Below are 20,609 nucleotides of genomic sequence, written 5' to 3' on the forward strand. Positions count from 1 at the left end.
CCGAGCCCGTTCCCGTGCCCGAGTCCCGACAGAGCCCTGAGGAGCAATGCCCGTGTCCCATTCGCTCTCCGCGCCCCGCGCCGGCAGCCACGACCTGCCGGTGTCGCCCGCGCTGGACGCCTTCATGAGCACGGCGTGGGCGGACACCCCGCTGCCCGCCGACATCCGCGTCCCCTCGTACGACGTCACGCCTGCCCGCCGCGCCCGGCTGGCCGCCCGCTTCCCCGGCGAACGCCTGATCGTCCCGGCAGGCACGCTCGCGGTCCGCTCCAACGACACCGACCACCGCTTCCGTCCGCACACCGGCTACGCCTGGCTCACCGGTCTCACCGGCGAGGACCAGGCCGGCCATGTCCTCGTCCTGGAACCGGACGGCGACGAGCGCCACGAAGCGGTGCTGTATCTGCGGCCGAGATCACCGCGCACCGGGCAGGAGTTCTACCGTGACCGCAGATACGGGGAGTTCTGGGTCGGACGCAGACCCGACCTGGCGGAGGCCACCCGGATGACCGGCATCCGCTGCGCGCACCTGGATGCCTGGGAGAAACTGCTGACCGGCCCGCAGCCACCGGTAAGGGTGCTGGGCGGGGTGGACCGGTCCGTCGACGAACTCCTGCGGTCCCGCGGCTCGTTCCCGGCGGGACGGACGGCTCCGGCTGGACTGGAGACGGTGCTCAGCGAGCTCCGCCTCGTCAAGGACCCGTGGGAGACCGGCCAGTTGCAGCATGCCGTCGATGCGACGGTGACCGGCTTCGAGGATGTGGTGCGGAGCCTTCCACAGGCGCTGCGACACCCGAGAGGGGAACGCTGGATCGAGGGCGTCTTCGACCTGCGGGCCCGGCTGGAGGGGAACGGTCCGGGCTACTCCACGATCGCCGCGGCCGGTGCGCACGCCTGCGTCCTGCACTGGATCCGCAATGACGGGCCGCTGGACCGCGACCGGCTGCTTCTCCTGGACGCCGGAGTGGAGACCGATTCGCTCTACACGGCCGACATCACCCGTACCCTGCCGCTGTCCGGCCGTTTCTCCCCCGTGCAGCGCAGCGTCTACGAACTGGTGCTGGCCGCTCAGGAAGCCGGCATCGCGGCCCTGCGCCCCGGCGCACGGTTCCGTGACTTCCACCTGGCCGCCATGCGGGTCATCGCCGAAGGGCTGCACGAGTGGGGCGTGCTGCCGATGTCCGCCGACGAGGCACTCGACGCCGACAACGGCCTCTACCGCCGGTACACGCTCTGCAGCAGCGGCCACATGCTCGGCATGGACCTTCACGACTGCGCCCAGGCGCGGGCCGACAGCTATCTGGACGGATGCCTCGAAGCCGGCCAGGTACTGACCGTGGAACCCGGGCTCTATCTCCAGCCCGACGACGAGACCCTGCCCCCGTCGCTGCGCGGAATCGGGGTGCGGATCGAGGACGACCTCGTGATGACGGCCGACGGCGCCCGGCTCATGTCGTCCGCGCTCCCGCGCACCGCCGACGGTATCGAGGAGTGGATGGGCGCCCTGCTCGACGGTTGAGCCGGATGCTTCCCTTCAACGGCCGCCCCTGTCCTGGGGCGGCCGACGGAGGGCGGCGAGACCCGGGGCCCCGGAGCCGGGCGGCGGATCAGGCCTCGGCGACCGGCAGCGAGACCCTGGTGATCCGGATACCGCCCGCCGTATCGCCACCCTCCTCCTCGGCCCAGAGCGATCTGACATGTGACATATGGGTCAGCATGCAGGTCTCGGCTCGCTGGGCATCGCCGGCGATCATGAGGTCGAGCAGTTGGACGTGCTCCTCGGCCGATACGGTCAACTGGCCCGTCTCGGCCAGCCGGTTCAACCCGAAGAGGCGCGATCGCTTGCGCAGACTGCTGACTTCCTCCACCAGCCTGCGGTTGCCGGCCAGCCCGAGCAGTTCGAGATGGAAGCGACGGTCCGCCTCCAGGTAGCCGATGATGTCGTGGTCGGCGGCCGCGTCGACGATCGCCAGGGCGAGCGGCCGTAGCGCCTTCAGCTCCCTGGTCTTGCCCATCCTGGCGATGCGGCCGACGGTGGGGACCTCGATCATGGCTCGGAGTTCGGTGAAATCGTCCAGGTCCTGTTCGGTCAACTCGGTGATCCGAAAGCCCTTGTTACGGACGGCTTCGACCAGGCCCTCACGTGCCAGGTCGAGCATGGCCTCGCGCACCGGGGTGGCGGACACCCCGAACTCGGCGGCGAGCGCGGGAGCGGAGTAGATCAGGCCCGGACGGAGGTCCCCGGCGATCAGGGCCGCTCTGAGGGCGTTCGCCACTCGGTCGCGCAAGTGCTCTTGCGCCGAGATGGCGTTGAGCGTCGTCAGGCGGGCCATATGTGTTCCTCCAGCGCCGTACGGGCCCTCAGAATACAATGTCACGTTTCCGCTCGGGCCCGTCGTTCCCCGCCTGTGGACAACTCGGTCAGGGCGCCGGCCTCCCGTGCACCGCGGCAGCGACCGCGAGGTCTTCCCAGCCCATGCCGACGCTCTTGAAGAACCGGGGGCCCGCGAACCCGGCCGGTCGTCCGCCGGGGCCGCCCCCGGTCACCAGCTCGGCGAGGTTGGCGGCGATGTCTTCGGCGCTGAAAGCCCCCTCCGCCATCGGGATCAGCAGGTCCCCCGCCTCCGACAGGGCTGCCGCCCTCGATTCCACGATCACGGCGGAGCGTGACACCAGAGCGGTGTCGACCTCCCTGGCATCCGGGCTGTGCGAGCCGACCGCGACGACCGTCGCCCCGTCCGGCACGAGGCTGCCGTCGAACAGCGGGGTTGCGGACGTGGTGCAGCAGAGCACCAGATCGGCCGTGGTCACCTCCTGAGCCCCGTGCGCCTCCCCCGCACGGGCATCCACGCCGAGTCGGCGGGCATGCTCGACCAGTGCGGCGACCCGCTCCGGGGTACGGCCGATCACGGAGACCCGTTCGACCTGCCGTTCGGCGAGCAACGCGGCAAGGTGTCCGTACGCCTGGGGGCCGGTTCCGAAGAGCACCACGTGACGCAGCACGGGCCCGGTGAGGTGCCGGATCGCGAGTGCGGAGACGGCCGGTGTACGCAGCGTGGTGAGCGCGGCCCCGTCGAGCAGGGCGATCGGCATCAGGGTGGGACCGTCGAGCAGCAGATAGCTTCCGGTGATCCGGGGCAGGTCGCGTACCGGGTTGCCGGGAGCGACCCCGGCGATCTTCACCCCGGTCACCTGCTGAGTGGCGGCAGGCATGATCAGCAGTTCACCGCCGGGCACGGTGACATGGTGCCGGGTCGGGGACGTCTCCGGATCGAGTCCCCCGCTCAGCGCCGCCTCCAGGGCGTTCACGGCTCCGGCCGGTCCCAGGGCCTCGATGTCGTCGGCGCCGAGCAGGGGCAGTTTCACAGCAGGAATCCTTCTGGGAACGGATCGAACGGGTTCAGGAAGAATTGTGCGGTACCGGTGATCCAGGCGCGGCCCGTGACAGTCGGGACGACGGCCGGCAGACCGCCCACGGTGGTCTGCTCGACCAGACGCCCGGTGAACGAGGTTCCGATGAAGGACTCGTTCACGAAGTCGCTGTCCAGGGGCAGTTCGCCGCGTGCGTGCAGCTGTGCCATGCGTGCCGAGGTGCCCGTTCCGCAGGGCGACCGGTCGAACCAGCCGGGGTGGATCGCCATCGCGTGCCGGGAGTGGCGCGCGTCGGAACCGGGGGCGATGAACTGCACGTGCTTGAGGCCGTGAATCCCGGGGTCCTCCGGGTGGACGGGCCGATCAGCGGCGTTGACCGCGTCCATCAGGGCGAGTCCGGCCGACAGGATGTCGTCCTTGCACGCCCGGTCGAAAGGCAGCCCGAGGTCGGAGAGTTGCACCATCGCGTAGAAGTTGCCGCCATAGGCGAGGTCGTACCGCACCGTTCCGTGACCGGGTACGTCCACCGTCCGGTCGAGACCGACACTGAACGCGGGGACGTTGGTCAGGGTGACAGCCGTCGCCGCGCCGTCCCGCACGTGCACGTCGACGCTGACGAGTCCGGCCGGGGTGTCCAGCCGCACGGTCGTGACGGGTTCGGTGACCTCGACCATGCCGGTCTCCACCAGAACGGTCGCGACCCCTATGGTTCCGTGCCCGCACATCGGCAGAAAGCCGGAGACCTCTATATAGAGGACACCGAAGTCCGCGTCGGGCCTGGTGGGCGGCTGAAGGATCGCACCGCTCATGGCTGCGTGACCGCGCGGTTCGTACATGAGCAGGGTGCGCACGGCGTCCCGGTGCTCCTGGAAGTACCTGCGTCGTTCGGCCATCGTGGCGCCGGGAATGGTGCCGATGCCGCCGGTGATGACGCGCGTGGGCATGCCCTCGGTGTGTGAGTCGACCGCATGGAAAATGTGACGTGTCTGCAAGGCTCCCCCTGGTTCGTCACGGTGAACACGATGGACAAGAAGTACGCGGAGTACGCGGAGTACGCGGAGATCGGAGAGAACGGGGCCGGGTCGAGCGCCGGCCCGACGTAGGCGTACGGAACGGGGCCGGGTCGAGCGCCGGCCCCATGTACACGTACGGAACGGCGGTCAGGCGGTCAGGCCGTCAGGCAAGGCCTGCGGCCAGTGCCTTTTCCGTCGCGGCACGAACGGCGGCCGCGTCGTCGTCGGGCAGGGGAAGGCGCGGCGGACGGGTGCGCCCACCATGTCGTCCGGCGACATCCATGGATGCCTTGATGGCCTGGACGAACTCCGGCTTCGAGTCCCACCGCAGCAGGGAGTGCAGTTCCCGGTACAGCGGCAGCGCGGTTGCCATGTCACCCGTCACAGCGGCTCGGTACAGTTCGACGCAGCAGGACGGCAGCATGTTCGGGCAGCCCGCGATCCAGCCGACGGCCCCGGCGAGTGCCAGTTCCAGCAGGACGTCGTCGGCACCCACGAGCAGATCGAGACCGGGTGCCTGTTCGGCGATCTCGTACGCCCGCCGGACGTCACCGCTGAACTCCTTGACCGCCACGATGCTGCCGTCCTGGTGGAGCGCGGCGAGCAGGCCAGGGGTCAGATCCACCTTGGTGTCGTAGGGGTTGTTGTACGCCACGACCGGAACCCCGACTCGGGCGACCTCCGTGTAGTGGGCGCGGACCGCCGCGTCCTCGCAGCGGTAGCCATTGGGCGGCAGGAGCAGCACGGAACCGGCGCCCGCCTCCGCGGCCTGTTCCGTCCAGCGACGTGACTCCGCGCTGCCGTAGGCGGAGACGCCCGGCATGACGCGGCTGCCGTCGCCTGCCGCTTCGACGGCTACCCGGACCACCTGCTCGCGCTCGCCGTCGGTCAGGGTCTGGTACTCCCCCAGTGACCCGTTGGGCACCACACCGTCGCAACCCGCCGCGATGAGCTGTTGGACGTGCTCGGCATAGGCGTCGTAGTCGATCGTGCAGTCGTCGCGCAGGGTGAGCGGGGTGGCGACCATGACGCCGTGCCAGGGTCGGGTGCGCGAGTGGGCGTTCGTCTGCATCGTGGCTCCTTGAAAGGTGTGACATGTCACGGTGTGATGGATGAGTGGGCAGCGTTCGGCGGCGCGCGGCGACGAGGAGCGGCAGAGGCGTGTCGGCGGCGCCGGGGAAGTCAGGGTGGCAGCGGGCCTATCCGGGGTCGGCCGGGTCGGCGAGTGCGGACAGCTTCACGGGGCAGGCCAGCGGGCGCCGGTCGGGGCCATCCGGCTCTCCTCCGGCACCACGTCCGGTGCCGTGTGCACCGGCGAGTTCTCGGACGGCGAATCCGCAGGTCCGGCCCTGGCACCACCCCATTCCGGCACGGGTGAGCAATTTGACGGTCCTGGCGTCACCGGCCCCGAGCTCCTCGCACGCGGTACGGATCCGGCCCGCCGTGACCTCTTCGCAACGGCATACCTCCGTGTCGTCGGCCGGCCACTCGTTCCACCCCTCCCCCGGCCGGTGCACAGCGCCCATCAACGCGGCGAAGGCCCGCAGACGTCTCCGGGACCGGCGCAGAGCAATCGCCCTGCGCGCCGCCTCCCTCCGCACCCCACCCCGTACTTCGCGAACAACCGACAGTGCCGCCAGCTCTCCTTCGCACAGGGCGAGTTCCACGCCACCGATGCCGCCGGTCTCGCCGGCCGCCCACACCCCCGGCACGGTGGTCCTGAGCTGTTCGTCGAGAGCGACCGCATGCGTACCGTCGGCACAGCCACGCGTACCACAGCCCGCCGCCACGGCGAGTTCCAGCTGAGGAACGAGCCCGTGTCCCACGGCCAGCACGTCACAGGGGATCTCGTGTCCGGTTCCCGGCACGGGACGCCAGCGACGGTCCACCCGGCTGACGGTCACCGCCTCCACCTGTGTGTCGCCGTGCACTTCGGTGACCGCCCGGTGCGTCAGGACTCGGACTCCGGCGCGGGCCAGCGCCGCGCCGTACCGGACTCCTTCCGCCGCCTTGCCGGGATTGGCGGCCAGTACACGCGGAGCGCGCGCGTAGGCCCCGTAGCCGGACGCCTCGATCAGTGCCGGAACGCTCGCACCGGCACGCGTCAGCGACAGTGCGACGGCCTGCAGGAGCGGCCCGCTCCCCGCGACCACGATCCGGCGGCCCGGCAGTGCCAGGCCGGATTTGAGCATGGCCTGGGCGCCGGCCGCACTGACGACGCCCGGAAGTGTCCACCCGGGAAAGGGGAGTTGGCGTTCATGGGCGCCCGTCGCGAGCAGCAGCCGACGTCCCCGGACGGCGTGGCGGCGCTCCCCCTCGGCTCCGGTGACCGCATGCAGGATCCAGTCGCCGTCACGCGCTCGTTCGACCGACCACACCTGGTGGCCGGCGAGATGCCTGATCGCCCCCGATTCGCGGTGCGCCGCGAGCCGCGCGGAGAGTCCGGCGAAGACGGACCAGCCGTGGTGCAGGGCTTCGGGCCGAGTGGCGCCGAGACCGTCGGCCGGGCTGCGGTAGTACTGACCGCCGGGCATGACGGCGGCGTCCAGCAGAAGCACGTCCAAGCCGTGGTCGGCCGCCGTGACGGCTGCCGCCAGGCCGGCCGGTCCCGCACCCACCACGGCGAGTTCGGCACGGTCCGCGCCCCGTGGCCGGCGTTCACCCGTCGATCGAGGCATGGCCGTCCCCCTCCTGCGTGGTGATGGCGTCGCCGGGGCGGGCGGGAAGCAGGCAGGCGCGCTGGTTGGGCCTGCCGTTGACGGTGGCGAGACAGTCGTAGCAGGCACCGATGCCGCAGAAGGCGCCCCTCGGCCGACCGTGGACCCGGGTGGTGCGCCAGGTCAGGATGCCTGCCGACCACAGTGCGGCCGCGATGCTCTGCCCCGGCAGTCCCCGGATCGGGCGCCCGTCGAAGGTCAGCTGGAATTCCGGTTCGGGCTCGGCCCCGACGAGTTCGGCAGGGGTACGCGCTCGGGTGCGTCTCACAGGGTCCTCTCCTGGGGCACGATGCTTCTCTTCCTGGGGCACACGGGGATTCCTCCGGCGCACAACGGGCTGCCCCGTGCACCGGGGACCCTCCCTTGCACCGCACGGGTGCTCGCGCAGGACGCGGCGCTCCCCTCCCGGAGCGCTCGCACCCGCTCCGCCGTCATGTGACATGGCATGCGGTGTCGAACCGGTCGGGTGCGAACGGACCGAGATCGAGTACGGGCTGCCGCCCGAGGATCGCGTCGGCGATCAGCCGACCGGTCGCGGGGGCCAGCCCGATCCCGGCCCCTTCGTGGCCGCAGGCGTGGAAGAGGCCGGGCACCCTGGGGTCCGGGCCGATCGCGGGCAGGTGATCGGGCAGATAGGGGCGGAACCCGTGGTAGGCGCGCAACACCCGCACGTCCGCGAGCACCGGGAACAGGGCGGCGGCTTGCGCGGCGAGCCGGGCGACCACCGGCACGGACAGCGTCCGGTCGAAGCCGACTCGCTCGCGGCTGGCGCCGATCAGGACCGGCCCCGAGGGCGTCCCCTCCACCACGGGCGAGGTCTGCAGCGCAGCGGACCCGCTCGACACATCGCCCACGTACTCCGCCGCATAGACCTTGTGCCGGATCAGCCGGGGCAACGGCTCGGTGACGAGCACGAACCCCCTGCGCGGCAGGACCGGCAGGTCCACCCCGGCCAGTGCGGCGAGGTCACCGCCCCAGGTGCCCGCTGCGTTGACGACGGCGGGGGCGATCAGTTCGCCCTGCGCGGTGCGCACCCCCCGTACCGCCCCGCCCCGGCCCCTAAGCAACCCGACGACCTCCTGCCCCGGACACAGGCGTGCCCCGGACCGACCGGCCGCCCGCAACAACTCGGCCGTCGCCAGAGCGGGTTGGACCTGAGCGTCCTGCGGGTAGTGGCAGCCTCCGGCAAGGCGCGGTGCGAGGTGGGGCTCGACATCGCGAAGCCGTTCGGATGTGACGTGGTACGCCTCGACTCCCGCCCCCCGTTGGCCGGCCGCCGTCGCGGACAGGGCGGTCAGGGACTCCTCGGAAGCCGCCACGACCAGGCCGCCCTTGGGTTCGTACTCGATGTGCGGCGGCAGGTCCTCTGCCAGTCGGCCCCACAACGCGGCGGAGAGCAGGGCAAGTTCGAGCTCGGGCCCCGGCAATTTGTCGGAGACCAGGAGGTTGCCCTCCCCGGCTCCGGTGGTGCCTCCGGCGACCGGCCCGCGGTCGACGACGGCTACGGACAGTCCGGACCGGGAGGCGTAGTAGGCGCAGGCAGCACCGACCACTCCGGCCCCGACGATGACGACATCCAGGGGCTGTCTCATGAACACGGCAGTAATATGTCACATTGCTTGCGAGGCGCCAAGGGTGTGTGCGGCGGCAGTTGATCAGACGTCACCCCGTCGCGCACCTCGCAGGGGTGCCTGCTTGGCCGCCGGGGAAGTGGAGCCATGGACACCCCAAGGCGCCGACCCCGAGGAACCGTGATGCACGACGACCGCCCCCAGGTGGAGGACCGGCTCGAACGGGCCCTGCACCAGTTCATCCGCCCCGCCCAGTACCCGGCCCTGACCCCGCTCGCGCTCTCCGTGCGGCACATCCCCGGCGAGCCCGTACCGGCGGATCAGGCGCTGGCGGGAAGGTTCGAACCGTTCAGCACAGGCACGGAGTGGGGAGAGCCATGGTCCACCAGCTGGTTCCGGCTGGAGGGAACCGTGCCCCGGGAATGGGCGGGGCGGCGGGTCGAGGTGGTAGTCGACCCGGGCTTCTCCGGCCAGGGGCCCGGATTCCAGGCCGAGGGGATGCTCTACGACGCGGCGGGTGTCCCGCTCAAGGGCGTCCATCCGCGCAATCGGCATCTGACGGTCGCGTCCCCGGCGACGGGCGGCGAACCGGTCTCGCTGCTGCTGGAGGCCGCGGCCAACCCGTCGGTGCTGGAGCACGGCTTCGTGCCGACACCGCTGGGGGACGTGACGACGGCGGGTGACCGGCCCCTGTACCGGTTCGCCTCCGCGGACCTCGCCGTGCTGGACGAGGAGGTCTGGCATCTCGTGCTGGACATCGAGGTGCTCAGCGAGCTGATGCGGGAACTTCCCGTGGACCGTTCCCGGCGGCACGAGATCCTGCGGGCCCTCGAACGCATGCTTGATGCGCTGGATCTGCACGACGTGACGGGCACGGCGGCGGCCGGCCGGGCGGCACTGGCCGAGACGCTGTCCCGTCCGGCGGCGGCGAGCGCGCACCGAATCTCGGCCATCGGTCATGCGCACATCGACTCGGCCTGGCTGTGGCCGCTGCGCGAGACGGTGCGCAAGGCATCGCGCACCTTCGCCAATGTCACCGCGTTGACCCAGGACTACCCGGAGCTCGTCTTCGCCGCGTCGCAGGCCCAGCAGTACGCATGGGTGAAGGAACATCAGCCGCATATCTGGGAACGCATCAAGCAGGCCGTGGCGGGCGGTCAGTGGACACCCGTGGGATCGATGTGGGTGGAGTCCGACGCGAACATGCCGGGCGGCGAGGCACTGGCCAGGCAGCTCGTGCACGGCAAGCGGTTCTTCGAACAGGAGCTGGGGGTGGATGCCGAGGAAATCTGGCTGCCGGACTCGTTCGGCTACACCGGCGCGTTCCCTCAGCTCGCGCGACTGGCGGGGGTGAAGTGGTTCCTGACCCAGAAGCTGTCCTGGAACCAGAGCAATAAAATGCCACATCACACCTTCTGGTGGGAGGGCATCGACGGGACCAGGGTCTTCACCCACTTCCCGCCCGTGGACACCTACAACGCACAGCTCCACGGCCACGAACTCTCCCACGCCGAAGAGAACTTCGCGGAGAAGGGCCTCGCGACCCGCTCCCTCGTGCCGTTCGGCTGGGGCGACGGCGGGGGCGGTCCCACGCGCGAGATGCTGGAGAAGGCGCGCAGGCTGAGGGATCTGGAGGGTTCACCCCGGGTCAGGATCGAGAGTCCGTCGACGTTCTTCGCGGCGGCCGAGGCCGAGTACGGAGCGCACGCGCCGGTCTGGTCGGGCGAGCTGTACCTGGAGCTGCACCGGGCCACGTACACCACCCAGGCCAAGACCAAACAGGGCAATCGTCGCAGCGAACACCTCCTGCGTGAGGCGGAGTTGTGGGCCACAGCGGCAACGCTGCGTTCTCCCGGCCACTCCTACCCGTACGACGCACTGGACCGGCTGTGGAAGACGGTACTGCTCCATCAGTTCCATGACATCCTGCCCGGCTCGTCGATCGCCTGGGTGCACCGCGAGGCGCGTGAGACCTATGAAGTGGTGCGAAGGGAACTGGCCGATGTGATGGCGGAAGCGGTGGCGGCACTGGGCGGGGCAAGGGGCCTGGTGGCACTCAACTCCTCTCCGTATCCGCGAAGTCAGGTGATGGAGCTGGACGCGGAGGCGAGTGCGGTGCTCCCCTCGGGCGCGCACGCGCAGCCACTGGGCGACGGACGCACAGCGGTGCTGGTGCAGGCCCCCGGCCTGGGCGCGGGCCTGCTGGACGGCTCGCGGGTCCCTGAGCACACGGTCACGGCGACCCTGTACACGGGCGGGCCGACGGACGGGGCGGCGGACGGTCCGACGAACATGCCGGCAAGCGAGGGCTTCGTGCTCGACAACGGACTGCTCCGTGTCGTCGTCGACGGCGACGGGCTGATCGCCGCCGTGCGCGATCTCGGCGCGAGGCGGGACGTGCTCGCTCCCGGCCATCGGGCCAACCTCCTCCAACTGCACCCGGATCACCCCAATCACTGGGACGCCTGGGACATCGACCGGCACTACCGCCGCACTCGCACCGATCTCACCGAGGCCGACTCCGTCGAACTGGTCGAGGAAGGGCCGTTGCGGGCCGCCGTCCGCGTGATGCGGTCGTTCGGGGCGTCGCACCTCGTGCAGGAGATCCGGCTGACCGCGGGCAGCCGGCGGATCGACATCGACACGGAGGTGGACTGGCAGGAGTCGGAGAAGGTCCTCAAGGCGTCGTTCCCGCTCGATGTGCACGCCGAACGGTCCACGGCCGAGATCCAGTTCGGGCACATCCACCGGCCCACGCACGACAACACCGGCTGGGACGCGGCCCGTTTCGAGATCTGCGCCCATCGCTGGCTCCGGGTAGCCGAGCCGGGGTACGGCATCACCCTGCTCAACGACTCCACGTACGGACACGAGGTGACCCGGACCCCGCACGCTTCGGGCCTCGGCACGACCGTACGGCTGACGCTGCTCCGCGCCCCGCACAGTCCGGACCCGGAGGCCGATCTCGGCAGGCACCGGTTCGGATACGCGCTGACCCCGGGCAGCGAGGTCACGGATGCGGTACAGGAGGGGCTCGCGCTCAATCTGCCCCTGCGAGCGGCGGTGGCGCCGGCCCTGCCATCTCTGATCAGCACCGGGCATCCGGCGGTCACGGTGGAGTCGGTGAAGCTCGCCGAGGACCGCAGCGGCGACGTCGTCGTGAGACTGTACGAGTCGGCGGGCGGGCGCGCCGACACGACGATGCGGGTCGGATTCCCCGTCGTACGGGCCCGGATCACCGACCTGCTGGAACGGCCGCTGCACGAGGCGGTCACCGATGAGCGCGGTCTCGTACTGTCGCTGCGGCCGTTCCAGATCCTGACGGTGCGGCTGACCCCTGCATGAGGTGGGAGATCCCGGACCGTCCCGGCACTTCCCGGTCCGCGGGTTCGCTCAGGGGCGGGGCACGTTCCGCAGATTGGAGCGGGCCATCTGGACCATCCGGCCCACTCCGCCGTCCAGCACGATCTTGCTGGCGGAGAGCGCGAAGCCGGTCACCATCTCCGCGCTGATCTTCGGCGGGATGGAGAGCGCGTTGGGGTCGGTGACGACATCGACGAGTGCCGGACCCTTGTGCTTGAAGGCGTCCTTGAGGGCGCCTTCGAGCTGCTTGGGCTTCTCCACCCGTACGCCATACGCCCCGGCGGCGCGGGCGATCGCCGCGAAGTCCGGGTTCTTGTTGGTCGTGCCGAACGAGGGCAGGCCGGCGACCAGCATCTCCAACTCGACCATGCTCAGGGAGGAGTTGTTGAACAGCACGACCTTCACCGGGAGGTCGTACTGCACCAGGGTGAGGAAGTCCCCCATCAGCATGGTGAATCCACCGTCGCCGGACATCGACACCACCTGCCGGTTCCGGTCGATGAACTGGGCTCCGATGGCCTGTGGCAGGGCGTTGGCCATCGAGCCATGACTGAACGAACCGATGACGCGGCGCTTGCCGTTCGGTGAGAGATAACGCGCGGCCCACACGTTGCACATGCCGGTGTCGACGGTGAACACGGCGTCGTCGTCGGCCAGATCGTCCAGCACCGATGCGACGTACTCCGGATGGATCGGGATGTGCTTCTCGACCTTGCGGGTGTACGCCTTGACGACGCCCTCCAGGGCGTCGGCGTGCTTCTTCAGCATCCGGTCGAGGAATTTGCGGTCGCTCTTGGCCTGCACCCGCGGGGTCAGACAGCGCAGGGTTTCGCGGACGTCGCCCCAGACCGCCAGATCCAGCTTGGAGCGGCGGCCGAGGTGCTCGGGGCGCACATCCACCTGGACGATCTTCACATCGGTGGGAAGGAAGGCGTTGTAAGGGAAGTCGGTGCCGAGCAGGATGAGGAGATCGCACTCGTTCGTCGCCTCGTACGCGGCGCCGTAGCCGAGCAGGCCGCTCATTCCGACGTCGTACGGGTTGTCGTACTGGATCCACTCCTTGCCGCGCAGCGCGTGCCCGACCGGAGCCTTCACCCGCTCGGCGAACTCCATCACCTCGGCGTGGGCGCCCGCCGTGCCGCTGCCGCAGAACAATGTCACACGTTTTGCCTCGTCGACCATCCGGCGGAGCTTCTCGATCTCCTCGTCGCCGGGCCGTACCGTCGGCCGCGAGGTGACCAGGGCGTGCTCGATCGACTTCTCCGGGGCCGGCTGCGATGCGATGTCACCCGGCATGGTGACGACGCTGACCCCGCCTCGTCCGATCGCGTGCTGAACGGCGGTCTGGAGCAGCCGGGGCATCTGCTGCGGATTGGAGATCATCTCGTTGTAGTGACTGCACTCCCGGAAGAGCAGCTCCGGGTGGGTCTCCTGGAAGTAGCCGAGACCGATCTCGCTCGAAGGGATGTGCGAGGCGAGGGCGAGCACCGGTGCCATGGAGCGGTGGGCGTCGTAGAGGCCGTTGATGAGGTGCAGATTTCCGGGACCGCAGGATCCGGCACAGGCCGCCAGGGAGCCGGTGATCTGGGCTTCGGCCCCGGCGGCGAACGCGGCGGTCTCCTCGTGCCTGACCTGGATCCAGTCGATGGCCGAGTTGCGACGGATGGCGTCGACGACCGGGTTGAGGCTGTCGCCGACGACGCCGTACATACGCTTGACGCCCGCCCGGACGAGGATGTCGACGAACTGCTCCGACACGTTCTGCTTGGCCATGGGTGTCTACCCTTTCCGCGCTTCGGCTTCCGGATTCCGCATCCATCAACCCATGACGCGGGCGGTTACGCCTCCCAGACGCCGACACTCGTACGGTCGTCGGAGTACCCCTTCACCCTGAGCTGGGCGTCCGCGAGGAAGGTCGCGAGCCCGGGCGCCTGGTCGCCGCTCCAGCGTTCGGCGAGCTCCCGGGCCAGCGCGGGCTCGCCGCGCAGCGGCTCGGCCAGGCCAGTGCTGCACAGCAGCAGAGTGTCGCCCGGCCGGGCCACCGAGGCCCGGAACCGGAACGGTTCCCCGGGCGACGGCAGCGGGCTCTCGGCGTACGTCGGGTGTGCGGTGGTCTCCGGATCCATGGTGAGACCCTCACCACCGGGATCACCGCCGCGGACGCCCCCGGGACCGCTCCCGGAACCCCACCGGGGGCCGCTTACGGAGGGCAGGGGTCCGAGCCCGACCATGGCTTCACCGGCGACGCCCCCGGCACCACCGGAGTCCGGAACCTCCGGTTCGAGGTCCTGCCAGACGCCGTCACGCAGCCGGAAGAGCCCGCCGGCGCCGATACCGAAGAAAATCCTCGTACGACAGTCGGGATCGGCCGGGAGCAGGAGGCAGCGCAGGTCCGCCGTGTACTCCCGCGGTTCGAGCCCGAGCTCGGCGGCGCGGGCGCGCAGTTTCCCGTAGCCACGGTCGGTGAGACGGTGCAGGCCGGACTTGAGGTCATCGCGGCGGCCCGCCCTTATGTCCTCGGAGAGCCTGGAATGGCTGCGGCCCACAGCACCGCCGATCCAGCGGCAGGCATCGGCCGCCGCCAGATGCGCCCGCCCGGTGCCCCGAGCCCCGGTGGCGACGGCGACCAGGACGAGCGCGTTCCTGTCCGTGCCGAAGCGCACGGTGAGCAGAGCGTCGCGGCGGGGGTCGCCCCGGAACCGCGCGGAGTCCCCGCGCACGGAGGCGGCGCGCAGGGTGTACGTCCCGTACCGGGCACCGTCGAGCACGGTGTCGGCGACGAGACCGTCCAGTTCCTGGGGGACGGCGACGGGCAGCGCGGTGGGCTCGGCGTCGTAGGTCGGCGGCCGGTCACCCACATGGCCGATCACGGGGCGTGGGGCGGGCACCGGTTCGCGGTCGGGCTCGGACTCGGGCCCGCGAGCCGGCGAGGGTGCCTGCGCCGGCGCGGTGACGGTGGTGGCGGGGGTCCGTGGAGCGATGCGGCCCTGAGGGACGACGGAGGCTTGAGGGGCGACCGGTCCTTGAGGGACGACGGAGGCTTGAGGAACGTCAGTGGTCCGGGGAGTGACGGGCCTCTCGGCGACCGACCGCCTGGACGGGGACGGCACCGTCACGGAAGCCCCCTCGGCAGCGGAAGCCCCCTCGGTGGCGGACGCCCCTGGCGGTAGGTCCGGGGACGGCAACAGCTCCGAGGACGGTGTCGCCTCCGGCTCCCCCGCCCCCGCGCCGTTCCCTCCGTGCCCGCCCGAACCCACCGCGCCCGACGCCGAGTCGAAGCGGTCGTCGAGGCTGTCGCCCGCATCGCTCGCCCCGGCATCCCGGGCGGTCTCGTCGTACAGCCTGCGCCACCAGTCGTCCTCATGGGCGGCGGCCGTCTCCCCCTGCTGACTCATGCCCATATTGTCCACCGCACGGCCCGTACGAAAACGGGGCATCCGGAAAAACCGGCCATGCGAAAGGTCCGCCGGGCGGCCCCACCCCCCACGGGAAGGACGCCCGGCGGACCGGTCAGGACGTGATCAACGCACGGCGTAGGCGTCGTTCACGGTCTGGACGACGGAGTTGCCGTTGGCGTCCGTCAGTTCGGTCTTCAGGGTGACCGGCTTGCCGGCCGCGCCCGCGTGGTTCACGGTCGCGGTCCAGTGGCCGTTGCGCTGTGCGGTGGTGGCCTCGGTCCAGGTCTCGCCGCCGTCGTACGAGTACGAGATCTTGGCCGCGACCAGCTTGCCGGGCGTGTAGCCGGCGTGCCCGGTGACGCTCAGGCCGATCGTCTGACCGTCCTTCGCCGCAAGGGTCTTGAGCCCGTCGGTCTCCAGGTCGTAGCCCGGGAAGAGCAGGGGGATGCCCTGGGAGTAGACGTTCTCGTCCCGCTTCGAGCGGAACTTCCAGGTGGTCTCGGTCTGGGTGGACCGCCTCCACACGGCAGCGGGCTGGCCGAACTTCGCGGTCGTCATGGTGAGTTCGTACGCGGCGTCCCCGGCCGGGACGGTGAACACCCCGGACGGCCAGCCGGAATCGCCCAGCACTTCACCGCCGCTGGTCAGCCGCATGTTGCCGATGTCTCCGAAGGAGCCCTGGAGGCCCTCGTGCTCGGTGTCGCTCCAGAAGCCGGGAGAGACACCGATCACGTTGTCCTGCCGTTCGCCGGCGAGCACGGCCTTGCCCTGGGCGTCACGCGGAGCGGTCGGGACCGGGATGCCCCGGTACCAGTTCTCCGTACGCGTGGTGCCTGCCGTGTACGTACGGGGCTGGTCGACCATGTACTCGCCCCAGGGGAAGCTGGAGGAGAGGTACCGCTGCCAGGCGGTGTCGCCGGCCGAGTAGTACTCGGTGCGCTTGCCGGGGACGGCGACGGTGTCGAAGCCGCCGGAGTAGCTTCCGCCGTAGGGCCGGGTGAAGATCATCGTGTCGATGTAGTCGGCCGCGACGCCCATCGCCTCGTATTGCGCGGTGGACTTGCCGAGCTTGCTGTCACGGACCTTGTAGGTGCGGTCCGAGGTGACCGGGCCGGTCTCGGGGAAGGCGAGGTTGTAGACGAACGGGCTGGCGGCGGTGGCCTTCCAGCTCAGCTTCACCGTGCCCCGGGCCAGGGCGGCCTTCAGGGCGTCGGCCTCGCCCGCCTCGATGCCGAGCGTGGGCAGCGGCGCGGAGCCGTAGCCGACGGACGGCTGCCACGGGCCGGCGGACGGACGGTGGGCGACGATCGCCTTTGCGCCCGCGGCCTTGGCGTTCCGTGCCGGGGTCAGCAGGGAGCCGTCGTCGGCGACCGCGACCAGGGCGATCTTGCCCTGGACATCGGCGGCCTTCAGCTCGTCGGGAGTGCCGCTGCCCGCGTCGACGAGTGCGGCCTCACCCGTGCCGTCGAGGCCGACGGAGCCGGTGCCGGCCACCACCGGGTGCAGTTCGGTGCCGCCGACGACCGACAGCTTCTCGACCTGGGGGGCGTACGCGCGCCAGAAGCTGGCGAACTCGAAGTCGCCGTCGCTCGCCCTGCCCTGCACGTCGGCCAGGTAGTTCTTGACGACGGGTCCGCCGGTGAGGGAGCCGGAGTGCAGCCAGACGCCGTCCCAGCTGCGGCCGAAGGAGAGCGTCGTGGAGCGGTTCTCGGACGTGCGGTCCTCCGTCTTCACCTGCAGGCGATGGGCCTTGCGGGCGTCCAGCACCAGGGTGGTGTCCTTGGTGACGTCCAGCTGCGGCCTGGCGAGGAAGCCGACGGACTCGGCCATCCTGCCGGTGGCGTCCTTGGTGTCCGGCGAGATGACGAAGCTGGAGACGAAGTACGCGCCGGGGCGCACCTGGTAGACCTGATCGGTGGCGCCGTCGTTGAAGCGGCGCTCGCCGCCGGCGGTGTCGGTGCCGATGACGTCCAGCGAGGAGGAGCCCGCGGCGGGCTTGCCCGTGCGGTCGATCAGCTTGACGCGCAGGGTGACCGTCTCGGCGCCGACGTACAGCGAGAACGGGGTGGAGACCTTGACGCCGTCGGCGCCGGTGGCCAGCACACGCCCGGTGACATCACCGTACTGGGCGGCCTTCAGCTTCGCGGTCGGGTCGATCCTCAGCGGGACCTCGACGGTGGCTCCGGCCGGGACGGTGACGGAGCTCGCGTCGAGCTTCGCGACCGGGGAGCGGACGGCCGAGCCGTCGTTGCCGGTGACACCCTGGACCTTCAGCGACAGCTTCACCGGCTTGGAGCCGGAGTTGGTGTACGGGACGTCGACCGTGGTGCGGTCGCCCTTGTCCTGCGGCCAGTTGAACGTACCGCCCTGGACGGCGGGGGCGCCGACGACGGTGGTGTCGATGGCGGCCTTCACATCGAGGCGGCCACCACCGGTCTCGCGCACGTCGCCGGGGATGTCGCTCTTCGCGGACGACACGAGGGCCGCCTTGATCTGCTGGGCCGTCCAGTCGAGGTGACGCTGCTTCACGATGGCGGCGGCGCCCGCGACATGCGGGGTGGCCATCGACGTACCGGACATCGTCCGGTAGGCGTAGACCCCGCGGCCGCCCGCCGCGGCGGCCGAGATGGCGACGCCGGGGGCGGCGATCTCGGGCTTGAGGGTGTGCGCTCCGATCGCGGGTCCGCGGCTGGAGAACTGGGCCGTGGTGTCGTCGCGGTCGACGGCGCCGACGGTCAGCACGCTGGGTGCGCAGCCGGGCGAGGAGACGGTGTTCAGCGCCGGGCCGGAGTTTCCGGCCGCGATCACGAACAAGGTGTCCTTGCTCCGGGCGAGTTCTTCGGCGGCGACGCTCATCGGGTCGGTGCAGTCGGTGGGCATCTGGCTGCCGAGGCTCATGGAGACGACATCGGCCTTCTGGTCGACGGCCCACTGCATGCCCGCGATGATCCAGGACTCGGCGCCGGAGCCACTGTCGTTGAGGACCTTGCCCGCGAGCAGGTCGGCACCGGGGGCGACACCCTTCTTCTTGCCGTCGCTGGCCGCGCCGGAGCCGCCCACGGTGGAGATGGTGTGGGTGCCGTGGCCCTGCCGGTCGTCGGTGGTGTCGGAGTCGGTGAAGTTCTCCGAGGCGGCGATCCGGCCCTTGAGGTCGGGGTGTTCGGCGTCGACGCCGGTGTCGAGGACGGCGACCTTGGTGCCCTTGCCGTCGTATCCGGCGGCCCAGGCGAGGTCGGCGCCGATCTGCTTGGTGGACCGGTCGAGGGTGGCCTGGACCTTGCGGTCGAGCCAGAGCTTCTTCAGTCCGGAGGCGGAGCGGGAACGGGTGTTGGTGACGTCCGACCAGAAGTCGGCGGCCTTCGCCTTGTCCGTCTTGAGCGCGACGCCGTCGATGGCGTCGAGTGCGAGTCCGCGCTTGGCGCCGCGCGGGGTGGCGGGCGCGGAGCGGGCCAGGTCCTTGCCGTAGACGGCGATCAGCGGCAGCGACTTCGTGCTCGCGTCGTCGTAGCCCTGCCGGATGAGCCCGGTGACGTTGAAGAGTTCCTCGTCGACCGTGCCCGCGGCCAGCGCGTCGACGGCCGTGTCGGGGTAGACGTAGAGGTCCTTGCCGGCCTGCCGGGTCTGTACGAGGGGGACGGTGCCGTCCTCGCGCGGCAGTGCGGTGACCGACGCGGCTCCCGAACTGTCCCTGCTCACCAGGACCTTGTCGCCGGTGACGAGGGTGACGGTGACCGGCTCGCCCTCCCTGGCGCCGGCGGCCGCACTGCCGGTCAGTGGTCTCTTCGCGGTCGTGTCGTCCTGCGGCGCTGCCGCGGACGGTGCGATCGCGGTGACGGCCAGGACGGCGGCGGTGGCCGCTCCCAGTGCCGTACGCGATATCGGACGCATCGCTCTCCCCAAGTGAATCCGGAACCAACTTGCGCAAACCGCAATCTTCCGGAGGTTGTTGGTACTGCGGTGGCGCCACATTGGCAGAGCGACGGGCGGTAAAGGGATGATGTACACGGCGGGTTTACGCCGTGGCCGCTTTCCGCCACGTCCGGGCGCCCGACCACGGCGACACGGTGCGGAATCAATGCGTCCGGGGAGGAGTTCGGGATGTTGGGAGCCATAGGTCTCGACGAGATACAGGAGTCGGCGTACCGCGCGCTCGTGGCGGTGGGAGCCGCGGAGGTCGCCGATCTCGCGCACCGGCTGGCCCTTCCCGATTCGGACACCGAACGCGCTCTGCGCCGACTGGAACAGCACGGGCTGGCCGCCCAGTCCTCGTCCCGCACGGGCCGTTGGGTGGCGGCGCCGCCGGGGGTGGCGCTGGGGGCGCTGCTCACCCAGCAGCGGCACGAACTGGAGCAGGCGGAGTTGGCGGCGGCGCTGCTGGCCGAGGAGTACCGGGCCGAGGCCACCGAGCCGGCGGTGCACGATCTGGTCGAGGTGGTCACGGGCGCGAGCGCGGTGGCGCACCGTTTCCACCAGTTGCAGCTGGGTGCGACGAGCGAGGTGTGCGCCCTGGTCACCGGGAAGCCGATCGCGGTGAGCGGGATGGAGAACGAGTCCGAGGAACAGGCCGCCACACGCGGGGTGTCGTTCCGGGTGGTGGTCGAGCGCGAAGTCCTCTCGCTCCCGTCCGGGATCCTGGAGCTGTCGGCCGCGCTGAGCCGCGACGAACAGTGCCGGGTCGTCGACCGGGTTCCGACCAAGCTGGTGATCGCCGACACCGCCCTGGCGATGGTGCCGCTGACCGGGCGGGGCGCCGAGCCCGCGGCGCTGGTGGTGCACGCGTCCGGGTTGCTGGAGTCGCTGATGGGGCTCTTCGAGGCGGTGTGGCGCGAGGCCATGCCGCTCAGGCTCGGCGAGAGCGGACGGCCGGAGAAGGAGTCCAACGGGCCGGATCCGACGGATCTGGAGATTCTGTCGCTGCTGCTGGCCGGACTGACGGACGCGAGCGTGGCGAAGCAGCTGGACCTGGGGCTGCGGACCGTACAGCGGCGGGTGAAGGGTCTGATGGAGCTGACCGGGGTGTCGACCCGGCTGCAGCTGGGCTGGCACGCGTACGAACGGGGCTGGGTGTCCCGGACCCCGCGCGCCTGAGAGCCTGTCGGGCGGCCTTCGATCGGACAGCGGACGCGGTCTGGTGCGTGCGATTCCAAGGCGCCGGGATGTCCTCGGATGGGGTCT

General features: G+C 70.7%; 14 protein-coding genes. 4 read left to right on the forward strand and 10 right to left on the reverse strand.

Annotated features, from left to right (window positions below; genetic code table 11):
• The first annotated feature begins 46 nt into the window (after positions 1 to 46).
• Positions 47 to 1,519, forward strand: coding sequence for an aminopeptidase P family protein (locus ABZ826_RS30085; RefSeq protein ID WP_361455102.1), 1,473 nt, complete (start codon positions 47 to 49; stop codon positions 1,517 to 1,519).
• Between the two features lie 88 nt (positions 1,520 to 1,607).
• On the opposite strand, the gene ABZ826_RS30090 is transcribed toward ABZ826_RS30085, so the two are convergent.
• The 3 genes from ABZ826_RS30090 to ABZ826_RS30100 all read right to left on the reverse strand — a co-directional run bounded on the left by ABZ826_RS30090 (position 1,608) and on the right by ABZ826_RS30100 (position 4,364).
• Entirely contained in the window at positions 1,608 to 2,333 is a 726-nt protein-coding gene (locus ABZ826_RS30090; RefSeq protein WP_361455105.1) for a GntR family transcriptional regulator, read from the reverse strand.
• An 88-nt stretch (positions 2,334 to 2,421) separates the two neighbouring features.
• Positions 2,422 to 3,366: an ornithine cyclodeaminase family protein gene (locus tag ABZ826_RS30095; RefSeq protein WP_361455108.1), complete on the reverse strand. Its 945-nt coding sequence runs from the start codon at positions 3,364 to 3,366 to the stop codon at positions 2,422 to 2,424.
• Positions 3,363 to 4,364 carry a proline racemase family protein gene (locus ABZ826_RS30100; protein WP_361455111.1) on the reverse strand — a complete coding sequence of 334 codons (1,002 nt, stop codon included), beginning with the start codon at positions 4,362 to 4,364 and terminating at the stop codon, positions 3,363 to 3,365. The genes ABZ826_RS30095 and ABZ826_RS30100 overlap by 4 nt, the downstream gene beginning before the upstream one ends.
• Between ABZ826_RS30100 and ABZ826_RS30105 the strand changes: the two genes are divergently transcribed.
• Positions 4,341 to 4,475 carry a hypothetical protein gene (locus ABZ826_RS30105; RefSeq protein WP_361455144.1) on the forward strand — a complete coding sequence of 45 codons (135 nt, stop codon included), beginning with the start codon at positions 4,341 to 4,343 and terminating at the stop codon, positions 4,473 to 4,475. The two genes, ABZ826_RS30100 and ABZ826_RS30105, sit on opposite strands and share 24 nt — an antisense overlap.
• Positions 4,476 to 4,548: 73 nt before the next feature.
• Here the strand turns inward: ABZ826_RS30105 and ABZ826_RS30110 are convergent, their stop codons facing one another.
• From ABZ826_RS30110 to ABZ826_RS30125, 4 genes are all read right to left on the reverse strand, one after another.
• Entirely contained in the window at positions 4,549 to 5,457 is a 909-nt protein-coding gene (locus ABZ826_RS30110; protein ID WP_361455114.1) for a dihydrodipicolinate synthase family protein, read from the reverse strand.
• Positions 5,458 to 5,584: 127 nt separating this feature from the next.
• Positions 5,585 to 7,063, reverse strand: a complete 1,479-nt coding sequence (locus ABZ826_RS30115) for an FAD/NAD(P)-binding oxidoreductase (RefSeq protein ID WP_361455117.1) — start codon at positions 7,061 to 7,063, stop codon at positions 5,585 to 5,587.
• Positions 7,044 to 7,370: a (2Fe-2S)-binding protein gene (locus ABZ826_RS30120; protein ID WP_361455120.1), complete on the reverse strand. Its 327-nt coding sequence runs from the start codon at positions 7,368 to 7,370 to the stop codon at positions 7,044 to 7,046. Before ABZ826_RS30120 ends, ABZ826_RS30115 begins: the two co-directional genes overlap by 20 nt.
• A 163-nt stretch (positions 7,371 to 7,533) precedes the next feature.
• Positions 7,534 to 8,694 carry an FAD-binding oxidoreductase gene (locus ABZ826_RS30125; protein WP_361455123.1) on the reverse strand — a complete coding sequence of 387 codons (1,161 nt, stop codon included), beginning with the start codon at positions 8,692 to 8,694 and terminating at the stop codon, positions 7,534 to 7,536.
• A 162-nt stretch (positions 8,695 to 8,856) separates the two neighbouring features.
• On the opposite strand from ABZ826_RS30125, the gene ABZ826_RS30130 reads away from it, so the two are divergent.
• Positions 8,857 to 12,018, forward strand: a complete 3,162-nt coding sequence (locus ABZ826_RS30130; RefSeq protein ID WP_361455126.1) for a glycoside hydrolase family 38 C-terminal domain-containing protein — start codon at positions 8,857 to 8,859, stop codon at positions 12,016 to 12,018.
• 48 nt (positions 12,019 to 12,066) lie between these two features.
• On the opposite strand, the gene ABZ826_RS30135 is transcribed toward ABZ826_RS30130, so the two are convergent.
• The 3 genes from ABZ826_RS30135 to ABZ826_RS30145 all read right to left on the reverse strand — a co-directional run bounded on the left by ABZ826_RS30135 (position 12,067) and on the right by ABZ826_RS30145 (position 19,322).
• The gene (locus ABZ826_RS30135; protein ID WP_361455129.1) at positions 12,067 to 13,809 is read right to left on the reverse strand and encodes a pyruvate dehydrogenase; all 1,743 of its coding nucleotides are present in this window, start codon (positions 13,807 to 13,809) and stop codon (positions 12,067 to 12,069) included.
• A gap of 65 nt (positions 13,810 to 13,874) precedes the next feature.
• Complete coding sequence (locus ABZ826_RS30140; RefSeq protein ID WP_361455132.1) at positions 13,875 to 15,431, reverse strand: protein phosphatase 2C domain-containing protein; 1,557 nt, start codon at positions 15,429 to 15,431, stop codon at positions 13,875 to 13,877.
• A gap of 126 nt (positions 15,432 to 15,557) precedes the next feature.
• On the reverse strand, positions 15,558 to 19,322 hold the full coding sequence (locus tag ABZ826_RS30145) for a S8 family serine peptidase (protein WP_361455135.1): 3,765 nt from the start codon (positions 19,320 to 19,322) through the stop codon (positions 15,558 to 15,560).
• Between the two features lie 210 nt (positions 19,323 to 19,532).
• Here ABZ826_RS30145 and ABZ826_RS30150 point away from each other — a divergent pair, with 210 nt between their 5' ends.
• Positions 19,533 to 20,522: a helix-turn-helix domain-containing protein gene (locus ABZ826_RS30150; protein WP_361455138.1), complete on the forward strand. Its 990-nt coding sequence runs from the start codon at positions 19,533 to 19,535 to the stop codon at positions 20,520 to 20,522.
• Positions 20,523 to 20,609: the final 87 nt, after the last annotated feature.

This window comes from Streptomyces sp. NPDC047515 (assembly GCF_040643055.1).
In the GTDB taxonomy this organism is placed as follows: domain Bacteria; phylum Actinomycetota; class Actinomycetes; order Streptomycetales; family Streptomycetaceae; genus Streptomyces.

Bases quoted from the DNA above. Each gene is read 5' to 3' on its own strand.
- ABZ826_RS30085 (WP_361455102.1), top strand. From the start codon at position 47: ATGCCCGTGTCCCATTCGCTCTCCGCGCCCCGCGCCGGCAGCCACGAC.
- ABZ826_RS30090 (WP_361455105.1), bottom strand. From the start codon at position 2,333: ATGGCCCGCCTGACGACGCTCAACGCCATCTCGGCGCAAGAGCACTTG.
- ABZ826_RS30105 (WP_361455144.1), top strand. From the start codon at position 4,341: ATGGAAAATGTGACGTGTCTGCAAGGCTCCCCCTGGTTCGTCACGGTG.
- ABZ826_RS30110 (WP_361455114.1), bottom strand. From the start codon at position 5,457: ATGCAGACGAACGCCCACTCGCGCACCCGACCCTGGCACGGCGTCATG.
- ABZ826_RS30115 (WP_361455117.1), bottom strand. From the start codon at position 7,063: ATGCCTCGATCGACGGGTGAACGCCGGCCACGGGGCGCGGACCGTGCC.
- ABZ826_RS30125 (WP_361455123.1), bottom strand. From the start codon at position 8,694: ATGAGACAGCCCCTGGATGTCGTCATCGTCGGGGCCGGAGTGGTCGGT.
- ABZ826_RS30130 (WP_361455126.1), top strand. From the start codon at position 8,857: ATGCACGACGACCGCCCCCAGGTGGAGGACCGGCTCGAACGGGCCCTG.
- ABZ826_RS30135 (WP_361455129.1), bottom strand. From the start codon at position 13,809: ATGGCCAAGCAGAACGTGTCGGAGCAGTTCGTCGACATCCTCGTCCGG.
- ABZ826_RS30140 (WP_361455132.1), bottom strand. From the start codon at position 15,431: ATGAGTCAGCAGGGGGAGACGGCCGCCGCCCATGAGGACGACTGGTGG.
- ABZ826_RS30145 (WP_361455135.1), bottom strand. From the start codon at position 19,322: ATGCGTCCGATATCGCGTACGGCACTGGGAGCGGCCACCGCCGCCGTC.
- ABZ826_RS30150 (WP_361455138.1), top strand. From the start codon at position 19,533: ATGTTGGGAGCCATAGGTCTCGACGAGATACAGGAGTCGGCGTACCGC.